The sequence below is a fragment of the Williamsia deligens genome (assembly GCF_024171765.1).
Classification (GTDB): domain Bacteria; phylum Actinomycetota; class Actinomycetes; order Mycobacteriales; family Mycobacteriaceae; genus Williamsia_A; species Williamsia_A deligens.
In genome coordinates this window covers 403,856-420,084 of record NZ_JAMTCI010000001.1, presented here as the reverse complement: position 1 = coordinate 420,084, position 16,229 = coordinate 403,856, and the positions used below count along the sequence as shown (strand labels likewise).

10 protein-coding genes are annotated in these 16,229 nt (G+C 70.5%); 8 read left to right on the top strand and 2 right to left on the bottom strand.

Going from position 1 to position 16,229, the window contains the following annotated elements:
- Positions 1-32: 32 nt before the first annotated feature.
- Positions 33-2,441, bottom strand: a complete 2,409-nt coding sequence (locus tag LX14_RS01920) for an amino acid permease (RefSeq protein ID WP_253647853.1) — start codon at positions 2,439-2,441, stop codon at positions 33-35.
- A gap of 196 nt (positions 2,442-2,637) precedes the next feature.
- Between LX14_RS01920 and lysX the strand changes: the two genes are divergently transcribed.
- The 6 genes from lysX to LX14_RS01890 all read left to right on the top strand — a co-directional run bounded on the left by lysX (position 2,638) and on the right by LX14_RS01890 (position 13,116).
- The gene (lysX, locus tag LX14_RS01915; RefSeq protein WP_253645593.1) at positions 2,638-6,054 is read left to right on the top strand and encodes a bifunctional lysylphosphatidylglycerol synthetase/lysine--tRNA ligase LysX; all 3,417 of its coding nucleotides are present in this window, start codon (positions 2,638-2,640) and stop codon (positions 6,052-6,054) included.
- A 114-nt stretch (positions 6,055-6,168) separates the two neighbouring features.
- Entirely contained in the window at positions 6,169-6,861 is a 693-nt protein-coding gene (locus LX14_RS01910) for an alpha/beta hydrolase (protein ID WP_253645592.1), read from the top strand.
- A gap of 11 nt (positions 6,862-6,872) precedes the next feature.
- Positions 6,873-8,165, top strand: coding sequence for a class I SAM-dependent methyltransferase (locus LX14_RS01905; RefSeq protein WP_253647852.1), 1,293 nt, complete (start codon positions 6,873-6,875; stop codon positions 8,163-8,165).
- An 11-nt stretch (positions 8,166-8,176) separates the two neighbouring features.
- Positions 8,177-8,968 carry a DUF1295 domain-containing protein gene (locus LX14_RS01900; RefSeq protein WP_253645591.1) on the top strand — a complete coding sequence of 264 codons (792 nt, stop codon included), beginning with the start codon at positions 8,177-8,179 and terminating at the stop codon, positions 8,966-8,968.
- Positions 8,969-9,106: 138 nt separating this feature from the next.
- The gene (locus LX14_RS01895; RefSeq protein ID WP_253647851.1) at positions 9,107-10,831 is read left to right on the top strand and encodes a twin-arginine translocation signal domain-containing protein; all 1,725 of its coding nucleotides are present in this window, start codon (positions 9,107-9,109) and stop codon (positions 10,829-10,831) included.
- 41 nt (positions 10,832-10,872) lie between these two features.
- The gene (locus LX14_RS01890; RefSeq protein WP_253645590.1) at positions 10,873-13,116 is read left to right on the top strand and encodes an FUSC family protein; all 2,244 of its coding nucleotides are present in this window, start codon (positions 10,873-10,875) and stop codon (positions 13,114-13,116) included.
- A gap of 49 nt (positions 13,117-13,165) precedes the next feature.
- Here the strand turns inward: LX14_RS01890 and LX14_RS01885 are convergent, their stop codons facing one another.
- On the bottom strand, positions 13,166-14,053 hold the full coding sequence (locus LX14_RS01885) for an SGNH/GDSL hydrolase family protein (protein WP_253645589.1): 888 nt from the start codon (positions 14,051-14,053) through the stop codon (positions 13,166-13,168).
- Between the two features lie 365 nt (positions 14,054-14,418).
- On the opposite strand from LX14_RS01885, the gene LX14_RS01880 reads away from it, so the two are divergent.
- A complete protein-coding gene (locus LX14_RS01880; RefSeq protein WP_253645588.1) occupies positions 14,419-15,075 on the top strand; it encodes an SDR family oxidoreductase in 657 nt (218 codons plus the stop codon).
- Positions 15,072-16,211, top strand: a complete 1,140-nt coding sequence (locus tag LX14_RS01875) for an MBL fold metallo-hydrolase (RefSeq protein WP_253645587.1) — start codon at positions 15,072-15,074, stop codon at positions 16,209-16,211. The genes LX14_RS01880 and LX14_RS01875 overlap by 4 nt, the downstream gene beginning before the upstream one ends.
- The last annotated feature ends 18 nt before the right edge of the window (positions 16,212-16,229 follow it).

Below are 16,229 nucleotides of genomic sequence, written 5' to 3'. Positions count from 1 at the left end.
TCGGCGGGTGGTTTCGGCACACTCGGCGGGATCTACTGCACGGTCGAGGAGTCGTCAGCGCTGCTGTCGTCGCTGCTGTCATCGCCGTCGTTCTCGCCGATGATCGTGTAGGTCGGGTCGATCATCACGACACCCTTGCGGCCCTGGCGGGCCTTGCCGCCCGCCCGCACCAGCTGACCGGGGACGAGGTCACCGCCGGTCTTGCCGTCACGGCCGGTGAACCGCAGCCGCATCAGCCCGCTGTCGTCGGCGACCTCGACGATGTGGACCTCGTCGTCGTCGATGGTGCGGTCGAAGGTGTCGCGCACGCGCCCCTCCACCGTGCCGCGGTGCCCGGGCATCAGCCCGCCGATGGCCAGCACCGACGACGAGGTCTCCGGTGCGTCGTGGTCGGCGCGGACCTCGTCGGACTCCTCCGCCAGACGTGCCTGCAGTGACTCGACGCGTCGCGCCAACCGCTCCTCGATGAGATCGGGGAAGGCCTTGCGGATCTCGGCCTGCACGTCGAACGGGATGATCGTCGCCGCGGCGTGCGGGATCTCGCTGACGGCGCGGGAGATCTTGTCCGCACTGCGGTCGTGCAGGAGCCGACCCAGCAGTGGCGCGTAGGTGCGCCGTGGCAGCAACACCGTGACGTGGGTGCGCGGAGCGGCCGACAGCGCCTCGACCACCAGTCGCTGCACTCCGCGGGTGATCCGGCGGTCGGGGCAGTCGATGATCTTCAGCGGTGTGCGCAGGTCGAGGTGTTCCCACCGCTCCCGCAGCTTGCGGGCCTGCGCGGCGTCGACGACGAGGTGCACGGCGGTCAGGTCGTCGGCACGCAGACCGTGGCCGTATCGCAGGGCCTCGAGGACGGCGAGGTCGACGGAGTTCACCAGGACGAACGCCGTGTGCCGCGCGTAGTTGACCTGCTCGGGCCGGTTGCTGCGGAACTCCTCCAGGATCGCGGCCTCGGCGCGGTACTCACGGTTGAGTCGGATCAACCCGAACACCAGCAGCGGGAAGACGACGACGACCAACCACGCGCCCTCGGTGAACTTGGCGACGGCGAAGATGCCGACCACGATCAGCGACAGCAGTCCGGCGCCGAAGTTGATGGCCAGACGGTGCCGCCAGCCCGACTCCTTGTGCGTCAGATGGTGTTTGGTCATGCCGAACCCGGCCATCGCGAAGCCGGTGAAGACACCGATCGCGTAGAACGGGATCAGCGCGTTGACCGAGCCGCCGGTCGCCAGCAGCAGCACGACGGCCAGCACGGTGAGCACGATGATCCCGTTGGAGAACACCAGTCGGTGGCCACGCTTGCCGAGCTGTCGGGGCAGGAACCGGTCGGCGGCGACGAAGTTCGCGAGAGCGGGGAACCCGTTGAAGCTGGTGTTGGCGCCGGTGAACAGGATCGCGGCGGTGGCGATCTGCAGCAGCACGTAGAGGGTGGTGCCGATGGTCCCGGACCCGAACACCGCCCGCGCGATCTCGCTCAGCACCGACGGGTAGCCGTCGACGTAGGGTGTCGCGTGGGTCTCGTGGGCCAACCAGGCGACGCCGCTGAGCAGGACGAACAGGATGGTCGCCATGACCGTCAGCACACGACGGGCGTTGGCGCCCTCGGGCTTGCGGAACGACCCGACGGTGTTGCTGATCGCCTCGACGCCGGTCAGCGACGAGCCGCCGTTGGCGAAGGCGCGCAACAACACCAGGATCGTGGCGCCCGCGATGAGTCCGCCACCCTGGTGCACCTCGACGGTTCCGGGGAGATCGGCGGGGACGTAGCGCGTCAGGCCCGTGGTGGCGTCACGCACCAGTCCGACCACGATCAGCAGCAGCACCATGCCGGTGAAGAAGTAGGTCGGCACCGCGAACGGTCGCCCGGCCTCACGCAGCCCGCGCAGGTTCACCAGACACATCACGAGCACGACGCCGATGGTGATCTCGAGGCTGTAGGGACCGAGTACCTTCAACGCCGACACCACCGCGACGGTGCCGGCGGCCGCCTGCACCGCGACGGTGACGACGTAGTCGATCAGCAGCGCCGCCGCCGCGACCTGGGCGACGCGGGGCCCGAAGTTCTCGCGCGCGACGACATACGACCCACCGGCCCGGGTGTAGGCCATCACCACCTGGCGGTACGACGCGGCCACCAGGACGAGGATCGCGAGGATGACCCCGGTGATCGGCAGCAGGAGTGTGAACGCCGCCAGGCCGGCGTAGGGGAGCAGTTCGACGAGGATGAGCTCGCTGCCGTAGGCGGTCGAGGAGATCGCGTCGGGGGCGAGGACGCCGAGCGCGACCGGGTTGGTGAGCCGCTCGTCGCGCAGCTGATCGGTGATCATCGGCTTGCCGAGCACCAGGCGTTTGAACCCGTACCCCAGCGATTCGGGCACGTCGCGGCTGAGCGTGACGTCGACGGCGCGACGTGACCGCGGCGCGGGTTCCTGCGACATGACGACCTCTCGACCCGGGGCGTGTCCCACGCCCACCCGGCGAGACGATACGCAGCGCGCAGGGCCTGCGTGCGGGTGGTGGACAGAGGATTCGACAGGTCCGGACATATCCGGCTCACGCCCGTCGACGACCGATACGGCACGCCTGTCGTGAAGGTCGGAAAACGCCGACTTCTCGCTGCTAATGTCGGTTTTCATGTCCGCCGCACCGACACTCGACCGCCCCGAGGGCCCCGACGCGCGACCGCCGTCGGCGAGCGCGCCGAGCCGTCGCGTCCGACCGGATCGGTCCCGGCGTCGGGAACACATCGCCGAGCAGATCGCGCTGTGGTCGGGCCGGTTGCTGACCCTCGCGGCGATCGTGTCGCTGCTGTCCATCCCGCTGCGGCACCTGCGCGTCACCGATGTCGTCACCGACATCCTCGGCGCGCTCAACCTGCCCGCCGAGCCGAGCATCTTCGTCGTCTGCCTCGTGTTCGCGCTCGCGGGTGCGGTGCGCCGTCGGTTCAAGGGCGCGCACACCGCGCTGATGCTCGTGATGGCGCTGTCGGTGCTCGACGACCTGCTGGCGCTGATCACCTTCTACACCGACGACGTGACCGTCGAGGACGCCTACGGACAGTTCCGCACGTCGACGGTGACCGCGTCGGTGGTGCTCGTCGTCGGGGTCGTCGTGCTCATCGCGGTGGCGTACTCCCGGCGTGCCTACACCGCGGAGCTCGCACCCGGATCGGTGCGGACCGCGCTCGCGGTGTTGGTCGGCGGGTTCGCGACGTCGTTCGCGGTGACCTTCGTCCTCACCGTCCTGTTCCCGCACCGGTTGCGGGGGATGGACGAGAAGGCCGTCTGGGCGCTGCGCTCGACGTTCGGCGACCGCGCCGATCTCGGCGACGCGGTCCTGCAGGGCCACGACGGGCACCACTGGGTGTACGCCTGCGCCGGGTGGATGTCGGCGATCGCCCTCGTGCTCGCGTTGGTCACGCTCTACCGGTCCAACCGCGACAACAGCTTCGTCGACGCCGAGCAGGAACTCGGTGTCCGGGAGTTGTTGCTGCGCTTCGGCGAGGAGGACTCGCTGGGGTACTTCGCGACGCGCCGCGACAAGTCGGTCGTGTTCTCCCCCGACGGTCGCGCGGCGGTCACCTTTCGCGTCGTCGGCAGCACCAGCGTCGCCAGCGCGGATCCGATCGGCGACCGTGACGCGTGGCCCGCGGCGGCGCAGGAGTGGTTGCGCAACTGCCGCATCCACTCCCTGCACGCGGCCGTCCTCGCGGCGAGCGAGGCGGGCGGGCGGGTCTACCGCGAGGCGGGTCTGAAGACCCTCGCCATCGGCGACGAGGCGATCATCGACGTCGACGACTTCAGCCTGCGCGGCCAGTCGATGAAGCCGGTGCGTCAGGCCGTGAACCGCGTGACGGCCGCCGGGTACACCACCACCATCCGTCGCCACTCCGACCTCACCCCCGAGCAGCTCGCCGAGGTGGAGCGTCTCGCCGACGAGTGGCGCGGCGAGGAGACCGAGCGTGGTTTCTCGATGGCGCTCAACCGCGTCGGGGATCCCGTCGACGGGCGGTGCCTGATCATCTGCGCCCACGACTCCGAGGGGCGGATCCGCGCGTTCCTGTCGTTCGTCCCGTGGGGTCTGCGCGGGGTGTCTCTGGATCTGATGCGTCGCGACCGGGCAGCGGAGAACGGGGTGAACGAGTACCTCGTCGCGCGGCTCATCGAGGCATCGCACGACCTCGGGGTGCGTCGGATCTCCTTGAACTTCGCGGTGTTCCGCTCGGTGTTCTCCAGCGCGGAACGCGAGGGTGCCGGTCCGGTGACCCGTGCCGTGGACGGTGTCCTGGGGTTCGCGTCGCGGTTCTACCAGCTGGAGTCGCTGTACCGCTCGAACCAGAAGTACCACCCCGTGTGGGTCCCGCGACTGCTCTGCTACCACCCCTCACTGACCGTCATGCGGGCGGCGGTGGCGGTCGGTGTCGCCGAGGGGTTCCTGCCGCACCTCGGCCCGAAGTTCCTGGTGGGGGACAAGACCCCCGAGGAACAGCCGCGTCGCACCGACCCCGCGTTCCTCGCCCGCGTCGCCGAACTCGACGACCGGTTCCTGGTCGCCCGCGCGCCGGCGCCACGCCTCAACGACCAGCAGCGCGCGAGGATGTCGAAGCTGGAGCGCATCCGCGCCGAGGGCGACGAGGCCTACCCGGTGTCGGTGCCGCGGACACACCGCGTCGCCGAGATCGTCGAGGCCCACGCCGGCGTCGGCGCGAGCGAACGGACCGGCGTGACCGTGTCGGTGTCGGGACGCGTGCGGGCCATCCGGGACCTCGGCGGTGTGGAGTTCGTCGTGCTCGAGGACGATCGCGCTCGCATCCAGATCGTCTCCGACCCGGCTGTCGCGGGCCGCGCAGCGCATGACGCCTTCCGTCGACGCGTCGACACCGGCGACCTGATCAGCGTGACCGGCGAGGTCGCGGGGTCGCGATCGGGCGAGTTGTCCATCGCGATGTCGTCGTGGCGGATGGCCGGCAAGTGCCTCAACCCGATGCCCGCGCTCGGTGCGGAGATCGGCGACGACGTACGCGTGCGGGACCGGCCGCTGGACCTGCTGACCAACCCCGACGCCGTCGACCTGCTGCAGAAGCGGTCGCGGGGTGTGCGCGCCCTACGACAGACGCTGCAGGACAGTGGTTTCGACGAGGTCGAGACCCCGATGTTGCAGACCGTGCACGGCGGCGCGTCGGCGCGTCCGTTCAAGACCCACATCAACGCCTACGACCAGCAGCTCTTCCTGCGGATCGCCCCTGAGCTGTTCCTCAAGCGACTCTGCGTCAGCGGGATGGGCGCGATCTTCGAGCTGAACCGCAACTTTCGCAACGAGGGCGCCGACGCCACCCACAACCCCGAGTTCACCTCGCTCGAGGCCTATCAGGCCTACGGCGACTACAACTCGATGCGCGTGCTCACCCGCGAGCTGATCCTGGCCATGGCGGTCGCGATCAACGGGGCGCCGGTCGCCTACCAGCCCGACGAGAACGGTGTGCGCCAGGAGGTCCGTCTCGACGGCACCTGGCCGATCATCACGGTGCACGAGGCGGTGTCGCGGGCCTGTGGGACCTCGGTGACGTCGACGAGCTCGTCGGCCGAGGTGGGTGCGGTGTGCGCCGCCCACGGCGTCGAGGTCCCGTCGGACATGTCGGCCGGCCGGATGGTGATGGAGCTCTACGAGGCGCTCGTGGAGAAGCAGACCCGGTTCCCGACCTTCTACTGCGACTTCCCGAAGGAGGTCTCGCCGCTGGCCCGGCAGCACCGGTCCGACCCGCGTCTCACCGAGCAGTGGGACCTCGTCGGCTTCGGCGCCGAGCTGGGCACCGCGTACTCCGAGCTCACCGACCCCGTCGACCAGCGCGACCGCCTCACCCGGCAGTCGATGCAGGCCGCCGGCGGTGACCCCGAGGCCATGAGCCTCGACGAGGACTTCCTCCACGCGCTGGGGTACGCCATGCCGCCGACCGGCGGTCTGGGGCTCGGCGTCGACCGGTTGGTGATGATGCTGACCGGTGTCACGATCCGGCCCACGCTGACCTTCCCGTTCGTCCGCCCCACCCAGTAGGGCACGCCTGCGGCGGCGTGGGCGGCGTCGGTACCGTCGAAGGATGGACCAGCAGGTGACCGCGCCCACGCGACGAGCGATGATCCGCGACGGCGCCCGCGCCGAATGGCAGTCATGACGTCACCGACGCCGGGACCGCACCCGCCGGTCCTGCACCGCATCCGCCATGTCGCGGCCCCGTCGATGGTGGTGCTGGTGCTGCACGGAGGCAGGGTCCGCAGCACCGAGCCCGCCCAGACGGGCCATCTGTCCGCGGCGCGGATGCGGCCGTTCGCCCGCGCGATCGCCCGACGCATGCCCGACGCGACCGTGCTGATGCTGCAGTACCGCTTCCGCGGGTGGAACGGCGCCGACCGCAGTCCTGTCGCCGACGCCCGGTGGGCCCTCGACCGGATCCGCGACCGCTACGGCGACGTCCCGGTCGTCCTGGTCGGCCACTCGATGGGGGGCCGGACCGCGGCCGCCGTCGCCGACGATCCGTCCGTCGACACCATCGTCGCCCTCGCGCCGTGGTGGCCCGAGGGCACCGAGGCCGACACCCTGCGACCGGGCCAGCACCTGCAGGTGCTGCACGGACGGCTCGACCGCTGGACCAGCCCGCGCCTGTCGTTGCTGGCGACGCAGCGCGCGGCCGAGCGCGGCGTCGACGCGCGGTGGCTGTCCATGGGGATGGCCGGACATTTCATGCTGATGCGCCCGTGGGTGTGGACCCGCCGGGTCGTCGCCGCCGTCGGCGCGGCCGCAGCCCGCATCGCCGACGCCCACCCGATCGACGATCACCCCATCCGACAGGAGAACCTCCGTTGACCACCACCCGCATGGCGCCGACCCCCACCGGCACCGGTGCCGCGCACACGATCGCGGACCTGCTCGAACCCCTCGTCGGCGGCGAACTGCCCGTCCGGCTGCGCACCTGGGACGGCGCGGAGGCCGGTCCGGCCGACGCGCCGCTGGTGACGCTGCGCAGCCCCGACGCGCTGCGTCGACTGCTGTGGAGCCCGGGTGAACTGGGTGCGGCGCAGGCCTATGTGACCGGTGAGCTCGACGTCGAGGGCGACCTGAACGCCGCGCTGACCCATGTGTGGTCGGTGATCGCCGAGCGCAAGCTGTCGCGCATCTCGATCACCCCGTCGCGCATTGCCCGGTTGGTGCGGTCGGCGTCGAAGCTGGGCGCGATCGGCCGTCCGCTGCCCGCGCCGGCGAGCCAGGCCGTCGTGAAGGGCAAGCTGCACACCCTGGCCCGTGACCGGGCGGCGATCAGCCACCACTACGACCTCTCCAACGACTTCTACGCCCTCGTGCTCGACCCGCACATGGCCTACTCCAGCGGCTACTGGACGTCGGACGCGGCCGACTACACACTCGCCGACGCCCAGCGGGACAAGCTCGACATGGTCTGTCGCAAGATCGGTCTCGACGCGCGCCCGGGCATGCGGTTCCTCGACGTCGGGTGCGGCTGGGGCTCGCTGAGCCTCTACGCCGCGCAGACCTACGGCGCGCAGGTGGTCGGCGTGACCATCTCGAAGGAACAGAAGGCGTTCATCGACGCGCGCATCGCCGAGCGCGGGCTGGGTGATCGCGTCGAGATCCGCATCCAGGACTACCGCCAGATCCCCGACGGCCCGTTCGACGCGGTCGCGTCGATCGAGATGGGCGAGCACGTCGGCCAGGAGAACTACCCGACCTACACGAAGGCGTTGCACGACAACGTGATCGAGGGCGGTCGGGTGCTCATCCAGCAGATGTCGCGCAAGCACGGGGACAACCCCGGTGGCGGGCCGTTCATCGAGTCCTACATCGCGCCGGACATGTTCATGCGTCCCGTCGGCGAGACCGTCGCCATGATCGAGGAGTCCGGGCTCGAGGTCCGCGACGTGCACGCCATGCGCGAGCACTACGTCCGCACCGTCGACGTCTGGTACGAGACGTTCGAGAACCGCTGGGACGACGTCGTCGCCATGGTCGGCGAGGAGGTCGCGCGGGTGTGGCGGCTCTACCTCGTCGGCGGCGGGATGGCCTTCCGCGACGGTCGGATGGGTGTCGACCAGATCCTGTCGGTCCGACCCGACGCGCGCGGACGCTCCTCCATGCCTCCGGTCCGCGACTTCTGAGAGGTAGCGCGATGACCTTCGACTGGGGCCAGTTCGGCATCGTCACCGGCGCGAGCCTGGCCGGGGTGATCATCCTGCTCGCGATCACCGCCGCGATCGGGTTCTCGATCGGACGCCACAACGTCGTCGACGTGACATGGGGTCTCGGGTTCGTCGTGATCGCCCTGATCACCGCGGTGCTCGGCAACGGCGACCTGTGGCGTCGGTTGCTGGTGCTCGTCCTCATCGGTGTGTGGGGTCTGCGGCTGGCGTCGTCGATGTACCGACGATCGCGGGGCAAGGGTGAGGACCCGCGCTACGAGAAGCTCCTCGACGACGCCGGCGGCAACCGCGCGCTCACCGCGATCACCAAGATCTACGCGACGCAGGGACCGGCGCTGTGGTTCGTCTCGCTGCCGCTGCAGGTCTCGTCGGTCGCGCACGGCACGCTCTGGTATCTCGCCGTCGTCGGCGTCGCCGTGTGGGTGCTCGGCGTGACGTTCGAGACCGTCGGCGATCTGCAGATGGACCGGTTCAAGGCCGACCCCGGGAACAAGGGCACCGTCATGGACAAGGGTCTGTGGCGATACACGCGTCACCCCAACTACTTCGGTGACGCCTGCGTGTGGTGGGGGACGTTCCTGGTCTGCCTGACGTTCTGGCCCACGATCGCCACGATCCTGTCGCCGATCGCCATGACGTACTTCCTCGTGTTCGCCACCGGGGCGCGACTGCTCGAGCAGCACATGGCGCAGCGCCCGGGCTACCGCGAGTACCAGGACCGGACCAGCTACTTCATCCCGCTCCCGCCGAAGAAGGCGTGACGGCGGTCGGCGTGACACCCGGCTGAGGTGTCCGAATAGCGGCAGTTCACTACCTTCACCCGGCGTTCACCTCCGCGCCGCCCACCCGACACCGTGGTGCCGGGCCGGGACGGTGGTCTCACATGCATGGCCGACATTGTGTCCAGCACCCGCGTGAACCCCCTCGGTGAGACGGTCGACACCGGCGTCCCCCGAGAGGTCGCCGCGTCGATGTCCACCGCGGAACAGCACGACTGGCATCGCTGGAACCTCAAGCGCCACAGCGTCAGCCGCCGCAACTTCCTCACCGGGTCGGCCGCGGTCGCCGCGGCGGCGGGTCTGGGCAACATGGCGTGGTCGGGCATCGCCTACGCCGCCGACGCGCCGCTGGCCGTCGGCGGTCGCCACGTCGCCTTCGGCAACGACGCCGCCAGCCAGCTCCGGTTCTCCGCCCAGCTGTCCCGCAACCCGGGCACGGCGAAGGTGTTCCTCGACCACGGCCCGACCCCGGCGCTCGGGGCGACGACGGTCGCCGAGGTCCGCAACCTCGTGAGCCAGGTGCCGGTCAGCACCGGTGGGATCCTCGGCGCGGAGCAGTTCTACGTCCACGCCGCCGTGAACGGTCTGCCCGCCCACCTGCCGCACTTCTACCGCTGGCGCACCGCCGACGGCCGCGCCACCGACGTGCGCAGCGCCTCGACCGGCCTGCGACCCGGCCGGAGCCTGCCGTTCCGGTTCACCATGATGGGCGACCAGGGCACCGAGACGACGCCGACGCAGCCCCCCGGCCTCAAGGCCGGCGACTACGACGACCAGTACTACAAGGCCGACAACGACCCGACCGTCCCGCACGCGGCGAACATCGTCAACGCCATCGCCGCACGCAACCCCGCGTTCCACATCCTGGCCGGCGACATCGCCTACGCGGACCCGTCGGGCGGCGGCAAGCAGCTGCAGTACGTGCCCAGCGGCGGCAAGGCGGCGTCGGGATTCGACAAGTACAACCCGTATGTCTGGGACGGCTACCTCGCTGCCATCGAGAAGAGCGCGTCGCGCGCCCCGTGGATGTTCGCGACCGGCAACCACGACATGGAGGCGCTCTACTCCCCGCACGGCTACGGCGGCCACGCCGCGCGTCTCGACATGCCGACGAACGGCCCCGCGGGGTGCCCGTCGGTCTACTCGATCACCTACGGCAACGTCGCGGTGCTGTCGCTCGACGCCAACGACGTCTCGTTCGAGATCACCGCGAACACGGGCTACAGCGGCGGCGCCCAGACGTCCTGGGTCGCCTCGACCCTCGCCCGGTTCCGCAACGACCCGAACATCGACTTCATCGTCTGCTTCTTCCACCACTGCGCGTACTCGACCACCGCGCAGCACGCCAGCGACGGCGGCGTGCGGGCGGCGTGGACGAAGTTGTTCGACCAGTACCAGGTGGACGCCGTCTTCCAGGCCCACAACCACATCTTCGAGCGCACCGACCCGATCCGGAACGGGCAGCCGCGCAAGGCCGCACCCGACCGGTCGACGGTCTCGGCCAAGACCGACGGCACCGTCTACTACACCGTCGGCGGCGGTGGGCGGCCCCGCTACGAGTTCCAGCCCGGGGAGTCGGAGAGCTACCGCGGCAAGGTCGTCTCCGACGACACCGTCCCGAACAGCTACGTCTGGAACGCCGACGGGTCGAAGAAGGCCGAGAGCGTCGAGTGGTCGCGGGTGCGGTTCCGCAACTACTCGTTCATCAGCATCGACGTCACACCGGGTCTGCCCGGGTTGACCGACTCGCGCATGGACATCTCCGCCGTCGACGAGTACGGCCGCGAGTTCGACCGCCTGACCTTCACCCGCAGGGTCCCGCTGGGGGTCTCGTTCGGTTCCTGACACGGTCCTGCCGGTGCGCTCTCGCGCCGTAGGCTGACGCCATGGGCCGGTCGTCGTGGGTGTCGTCGCCGCGCCGGCCCGGGGACGCGCTGGTGCGCCTCGCCCGGTTCCTGGTGGTGTCCGATCCGGGGCAACTGCGGCTGCGGAGCGCGAGCCAGACCACGTCGACGTTGGTGGTGGCGCTGGCCGTCCTCGTCGTCACGACTCGCGCGCTGCACCAGCCGATCACGGTCGCGATGCTCGGGTCGGTCGTCGCGATGTTCTCGGCGTTCGTCGTCCGGGACCGCACCGCGCGGGGTCGACTGCTCACGACGGCACTGATCGCGGTCCCCGCGTCGATCGCGGTCACGGTGTCGACACTGCTGGGGTCGATGCGGGTGTTCGCCGACGTCGGCTTCATCCTCGTCCTGTTCACCGCGGTCTACGTCCGCAGGTTCGGCCCGCGCGGGTTCGCGCTCGGGATGGGCGCGTTCATCTCCTACTTCTTCGCGCTGTTCCTGCGGGCGACCACCGCACAGCTGCCGTACCTGCTGATGGCTGTCGTCATCGGTGTCGGGTCGGCGCTGACGGTGCGGTACCTGTTCCAACGCGAATGGGCCGGCGCGGAACTGACGCGACTGACCCGCGCGCTGCGCGCGGCAGCGCTCGACGTCGTCGACACCATCGACCCGGCCGGCGCCGAGGGATACTCGCCGTCGATCCCCGGACGCCACGACGCGACGGTCCGCCGGACGGTGACCGAACGCCTCGAACGACTCGCGAACACCGCGCTGATGATCGAGGATTGGCTCGACCGCAACGTCGCCGCCGCGCACCTGTCGGTGACGGGGAACGACATGTCACGGCGCATCTTCGACGCCCAACAGGCCACCGAGCAGGTGGCGTTCGCGATGCGGGGGACCGATCCGGCACACCTGTCGACCGCGGTGCACCGTGTGCTGGCCGCGCTGCGGGTCACGCTGCACAACACCCCGACCGACGACGAGTTGCGGTCCGCGCGACGCATCGTGACGCGCCTCGAGGCCGGCGCCACCGGGAGCGATCAGGAGTCCATCGTCATCCGTTCGGCGGCACGAGCGGTCCGGGCGCACATCGCGGTCCACCGCGTGACCGCCCACGCCATCGAGCGGGAGGCCGCGGGGGACAGGTCGAGTGCGCCGGCGACGCCCCCGCCGCTCGCTACGGACAGCGAGGACGCTGCGACGCCGTCGCGGTCGTGGCTGGCGCGGCTCGAGCCGACGACGCGCACGGCGATCCAGGTGGCCGTGGCCACGTCGATCGCGACGGTGCTCGGTGAGCTCGTCTCGCCGGCCCGCTGGTACTGGGCGGTGCTCTCGGCGTTCGTCGTCTTCACCGGGACGACGACGCGGGGTGAGATCCTCACGCGCGCAGGGCATCGCATCGTCGGGACCGTCATCGGGGTGCTGGCCGGTGTGCTGCTCGCCGCGGTCGTCGGGCACAGGCCACCGCTGCAGCTGGCCCTGATCGTCGTGTGTGTCTTCTTCGCGTTCTACCTCGTGGCCGTCGCGAACGGGTTCCTCGTCTTCTTCATCACCGTGCTGCTCGCGATGCTCTACGGACTCCTGGGCACCTTCAGCGTGGCGGTGCTGGAACTGCGGATCGTCGAGACCTGCGTGGGCGCGAGCGTCGGGATCGCCGCGGCCTACTTCATCCTGCCGACCCGCACGCGGGAGACAGTGCGGCAGAAGGTCGACGACTACCTCGAGGCCCTCGACGACCTCATCGTCCAGAGCGTCGACTCGGTCGTCGAACCGGGCCGTGGCGTCGACCTGGTCCCGGCCGCGCGGCGTCTCGACGTCGCACTGCAGGACCTGCAGACGGCCGCGCGTCCGCTGCAGGTCGGCACGTCCGACCGGCGGGCCCTGCGGGTGGCGCCGGCGAGCCGAGCCCGCCGCTCGACAGCCCGGCTGGTGCGGGTGCTCGAGGCGTGTGACCGTGCCGCACACGCGTTGACGCGCGCCGGGATCGTCGCGGCCGGTGCGGATCCCGCCACCGCGCCGTCACCGGAGATCGTCGAGGCCCTGCGGTCCGGGGCCGACGACGTGCGGGCGTCGGTCGCCGCTCTGCGATCGGTGGTGCGTGAGGCCGGGGGAGGTGACGTCGCCGGGAGTCCGTCGGGCTCCGGGGCGCATGCCCTGACGCAGACTCCGGTCACCGCGCTCGTCGAGCGCGATCCGGAGCAGCTGCCGACCGCAACGCGGATCGCCGTGCGCGCTCTCGACCGTCTCGACCACGCCGCCGCCCTGACACGTGTGCGTATCTGAACCGTACGAACTCTCCAAAGCGGGAACCCTGCAAGCGGTCAGGGGCGGGTCAGTGGCGCAGGGCCGCCAGGACGAGATCGCCCATCGACGCACTGCCCAGCGGCGTGGGGTGGTTCGGCGGGGTGAGACCCGACGGGAACTGGCCCGCGAACCAACGGGTGCCGATCGGCGCGCAGGAATCGTGGCCGACCGCCGGACCCGCGATGTCGACGTAGGTCGCAGCGCGGGAGCGAGCGGCCTCGGCGAGGGTCCCGTCGAAGCGACGGAAGAAGTCGGCGATGAACGCCATGTCGGCGGTACCGACGGTCGCGGTGGGGGAGCAGCCCGTGCGGCCGAAGTAACCGCCGTGTCCGACGACGACGACGCGTGCCCGCGGGGACCGTTGACGGATCGCGTCGAGGACCCGCTCCACCTTCGGCAGCAGGTCGGTCAAGGCCACGTTCTGGCGTGTGCGCAGACCCGCCTCACGTCGACACCCGCTGTCACGGAGGTTCGTGAGACCGAAACACGGCTGGAGCAGGGACGCCCAGGCGATGTCGTTGCCGCCGATCGACAGCGTCACCAGCGTGGTGTCCGGGCGGAGCGCGTCGATCTGCGGTCGCTGCGTCTTCGGCACCGGCAGCAGCGTCTGCTGGCCGTGGGAGACGACGTCGTCGGTCGTCGCCGCGATGCACGTCGCGTCGGTGAACGACGCGGGATGGAGCGCCGCCCTGACCCGGTACGGGTAGCCCTGATGAGACCGCGCGCAGCCGCTGCCCTCGAAGAAGGACGTCAACGACGGGGCTGCCGCGCGGGAGTCGCCGAGCGCGACGTAGCGAACGGGCGCGGTGTCCGCGGCGGCCGGCGCACTCATGGCCATCAACGGCGCCACGATGGCCCCGATCATGGCCGCCATGACGACGCGACCACGTACTCCGCGCAGAACTCCTGCGTTCACCCGTCCCCCTTGTCACCTCGGCCACCACGGATGGCAGCCGATGCATCGTGCACCACTGTGGTGTCCACGATCGAAACGTGGGGGTACTACGGGAGGTGACTGTGACACGTCATCACCGCGAGGCCGGACAGCTCACCGGGAAACGGCAGGTACCGGGGTCCGCGACGACCATCCCGGACCGACTGGTCAGAGGATTGCGCTCACGCAGGCGAAATGCACGGCGGCGATCGCGCGTTGGGAGACCTGAGAAGGTCGGGACCCGGCCGCCGGTGCTCGTCCACGGACGAACACCACCACGCAGACCGCGCATCGCACGGTCGCAGACTCCCCGCCGCCGAGGTGGCGGGGAACAGAGGAGGACAGCCATGTCACGCATCGCCATCATCGGAGGACACGGCAAGATCGCGCTGCAGGCCGCGCAGTTGCTCACCGACGCCGGGCACCAGGTGTCGTCGGTGATCCGCAACCCGGACCAGTCCGACGACATCACGGCACGCGGCGCCACCCCGATCGTCCTCGACATCGAGAAGGCGTCCACCGAGGACATCGTCGAGGCTCTCGGTGAGCACGACGCGATCGTGTTCTCGGCCGGCGCCGGCGGCGGCAACCCGGAGCGGACCTATGCGGTCGACCGCGACGCGGCCATGCGGTCCATCGACGCGGCATCGGCCGCCTCGGTGTCGCGCTTCGTCCTCGTCTCCTACTTCGGGGCCTCGACCGATCACGGCGTCGACCCCGACGACTCCTTCTACGCGTACGCCGAGGCCAAGGGCGACGCCGACCAGTACCTGCGCGCCAGCGACCTGCAGTGGACCATCGTGGCGCCGAGCAGCCTCGCCGACGGCGACGCCACCGGCACCATCACCACCCGCGAGCAGGGGGCGGAGCAGGGCACGAAGGTGGCCCGCGCCGACGTCGCCGCGGTCATCGCCGCCGTCATCGACACCCCGGACACCGTCGGCCGCATGATCGAGTTCACCGGCGGGGACACCCCGATCGCCGACGCACTGGCCCGCGGATGACACCGCTGCGCAGGCTTGTCGCCACCGCGGGCGTCGGGACCGTCGGGGCGGTCACGTCCGGACTGGCGGCGGTGGGCTCGTCGACGGGACGCGCGTTCGGAGCGTCGCCGGAGCAGATCGCCCCCCACATCGCCCGCAGTCCGCATCAGGTCGACGGCTTCTTCGCCAACCGGGAGCCGTCGTCGATCGCCGCACCCGACCGCGGCACCGCGGTGGACATGATCCGACAGCGTCGTCGCGGAGAACCGCAGCGTCCGATCCGGGTCGTGACACCGGATCTCTCCGGGGAGGCCGCGTCGCTGGCCGTCACCTGGCTGGGTCACGCCAGCGCGGTGGTGGAGATCGACGGCCGCCGTGTCCTCACCGACCCGGTGTTCTCCCGTCGCTGTTCGCCGTCGCAGCTCGTGGGGCCGGCCCGCATGCACGACGTGCCGGTGACCGTCGCAGGCCTGCCGCCGATCGACGTGGTGCTCATCAGCCACGACCACTACGACCACCTCGACATGGCGACCGTCGTCGAGATCGCGGACGCCCAGCCGACGGCACGGTTCGTCGCGCCGGTCGGTGTCGGGGCGCACCTCGAGTCGTGGGGGATCGCTCCCGACCGCATCGACGAGGGCGACTGGGGCGAGCAGATCTCCGTGGGTGACCTCACGTTCGACTGCGTCCCCGCGCGGCATTTCTCGGGTCGTGGCGTGGTCCGCAACCTGACGCAGTGGGCGAGCTGGGGCATCCACGGCCCGACGCGATCGGCGTTCTTCACCGGCGACACCGGCTTCACCGAGAGCTACGCCGACGCCGGCCGCACGACCGGGCCGTACGAGCTCACGCTCGTCCCCATCGGCGCCTACGACCGCAGCTGGCCCGACATCCACGTGAACCCCGAGGAGGGTGTCGCGCTGCACACGATGCTCGCGGGGGACGAACGCGCGAACTCGCTGATGGTCCCGATCCACTGGGCGACGTTCAACCTGGCGCTGCACCCCTGGGCCGAACCGGTGGCGCGGATGCTCGCCGCCGCGTCCGAGAACGGCGTCGTCACCGCGACCCCCGCCCCGGGTGCGCGGATCGACGTGTCGACACGGACGGGTCCCGGCATCGACTCGGCGTCGTGGTGGCGGTCGGTCGCGGAATAGTCCGTTTCGGGAACTCCG

Bases quoted from the DNA above. Each gene is read 5' to 3' on its own strand.
- LX14_RS01920 (WP_253647853.1), bottom strand. From the start codon at position 2,441: ATGTCGCAGGAACCCGCGCCGCGGTCACGTCGCGCCGTCGACGTCACG.
- lysX (WP_253645593.1), top strand. From the start codon at position 2,638: ATGTCCGCCGCACCGACACTCGACCGCCCCGAGGGCCCCGACGCGCGA.
- LX14_RS01910 (WP_253645592.1), top strand. From the start codon at position 6,169: ATGACGTCACCGACGCCGGGACCGCACCCGCCGGTCCTGCACCGCATC.
- LX14_RS01905 (WP_253647852.1), top strand. From the start codon at position 6,873: ATGGCGCCGACCCCCACCGGCACCGGTGCCGCGCACACGATCGCGGAC.
- LX14_RS01900 (WP_253645591.1), top strand. From the start codon at position 8,177: ATGACCTTCGACTGGGGCCAGTTCGGCATCGTCACCGGCGCGAGCCTG.
- LX14_RS01890 (WP_253645590.1), top strand. From the start codon at position 10,873: ATGGGCCGGTCGTCGTGGGTGTCGTCGCCGCGCCGGCCCGGGGACGCG.
- LX14_RS01880 (WP_253645588.1), top strand. From the start codon at position 14,419: ATGTCACGCATCGCCATCATCGGAGGACACGGCAAGATCGCGCTGCAG.
- LX14_RS01875 (WP_253645587.1), top strand. From the start codon at position 15,072: ATGACACCGCTGCGCAGGCTTGTCGCCACCGCGGGCGTCGGGACCGTC.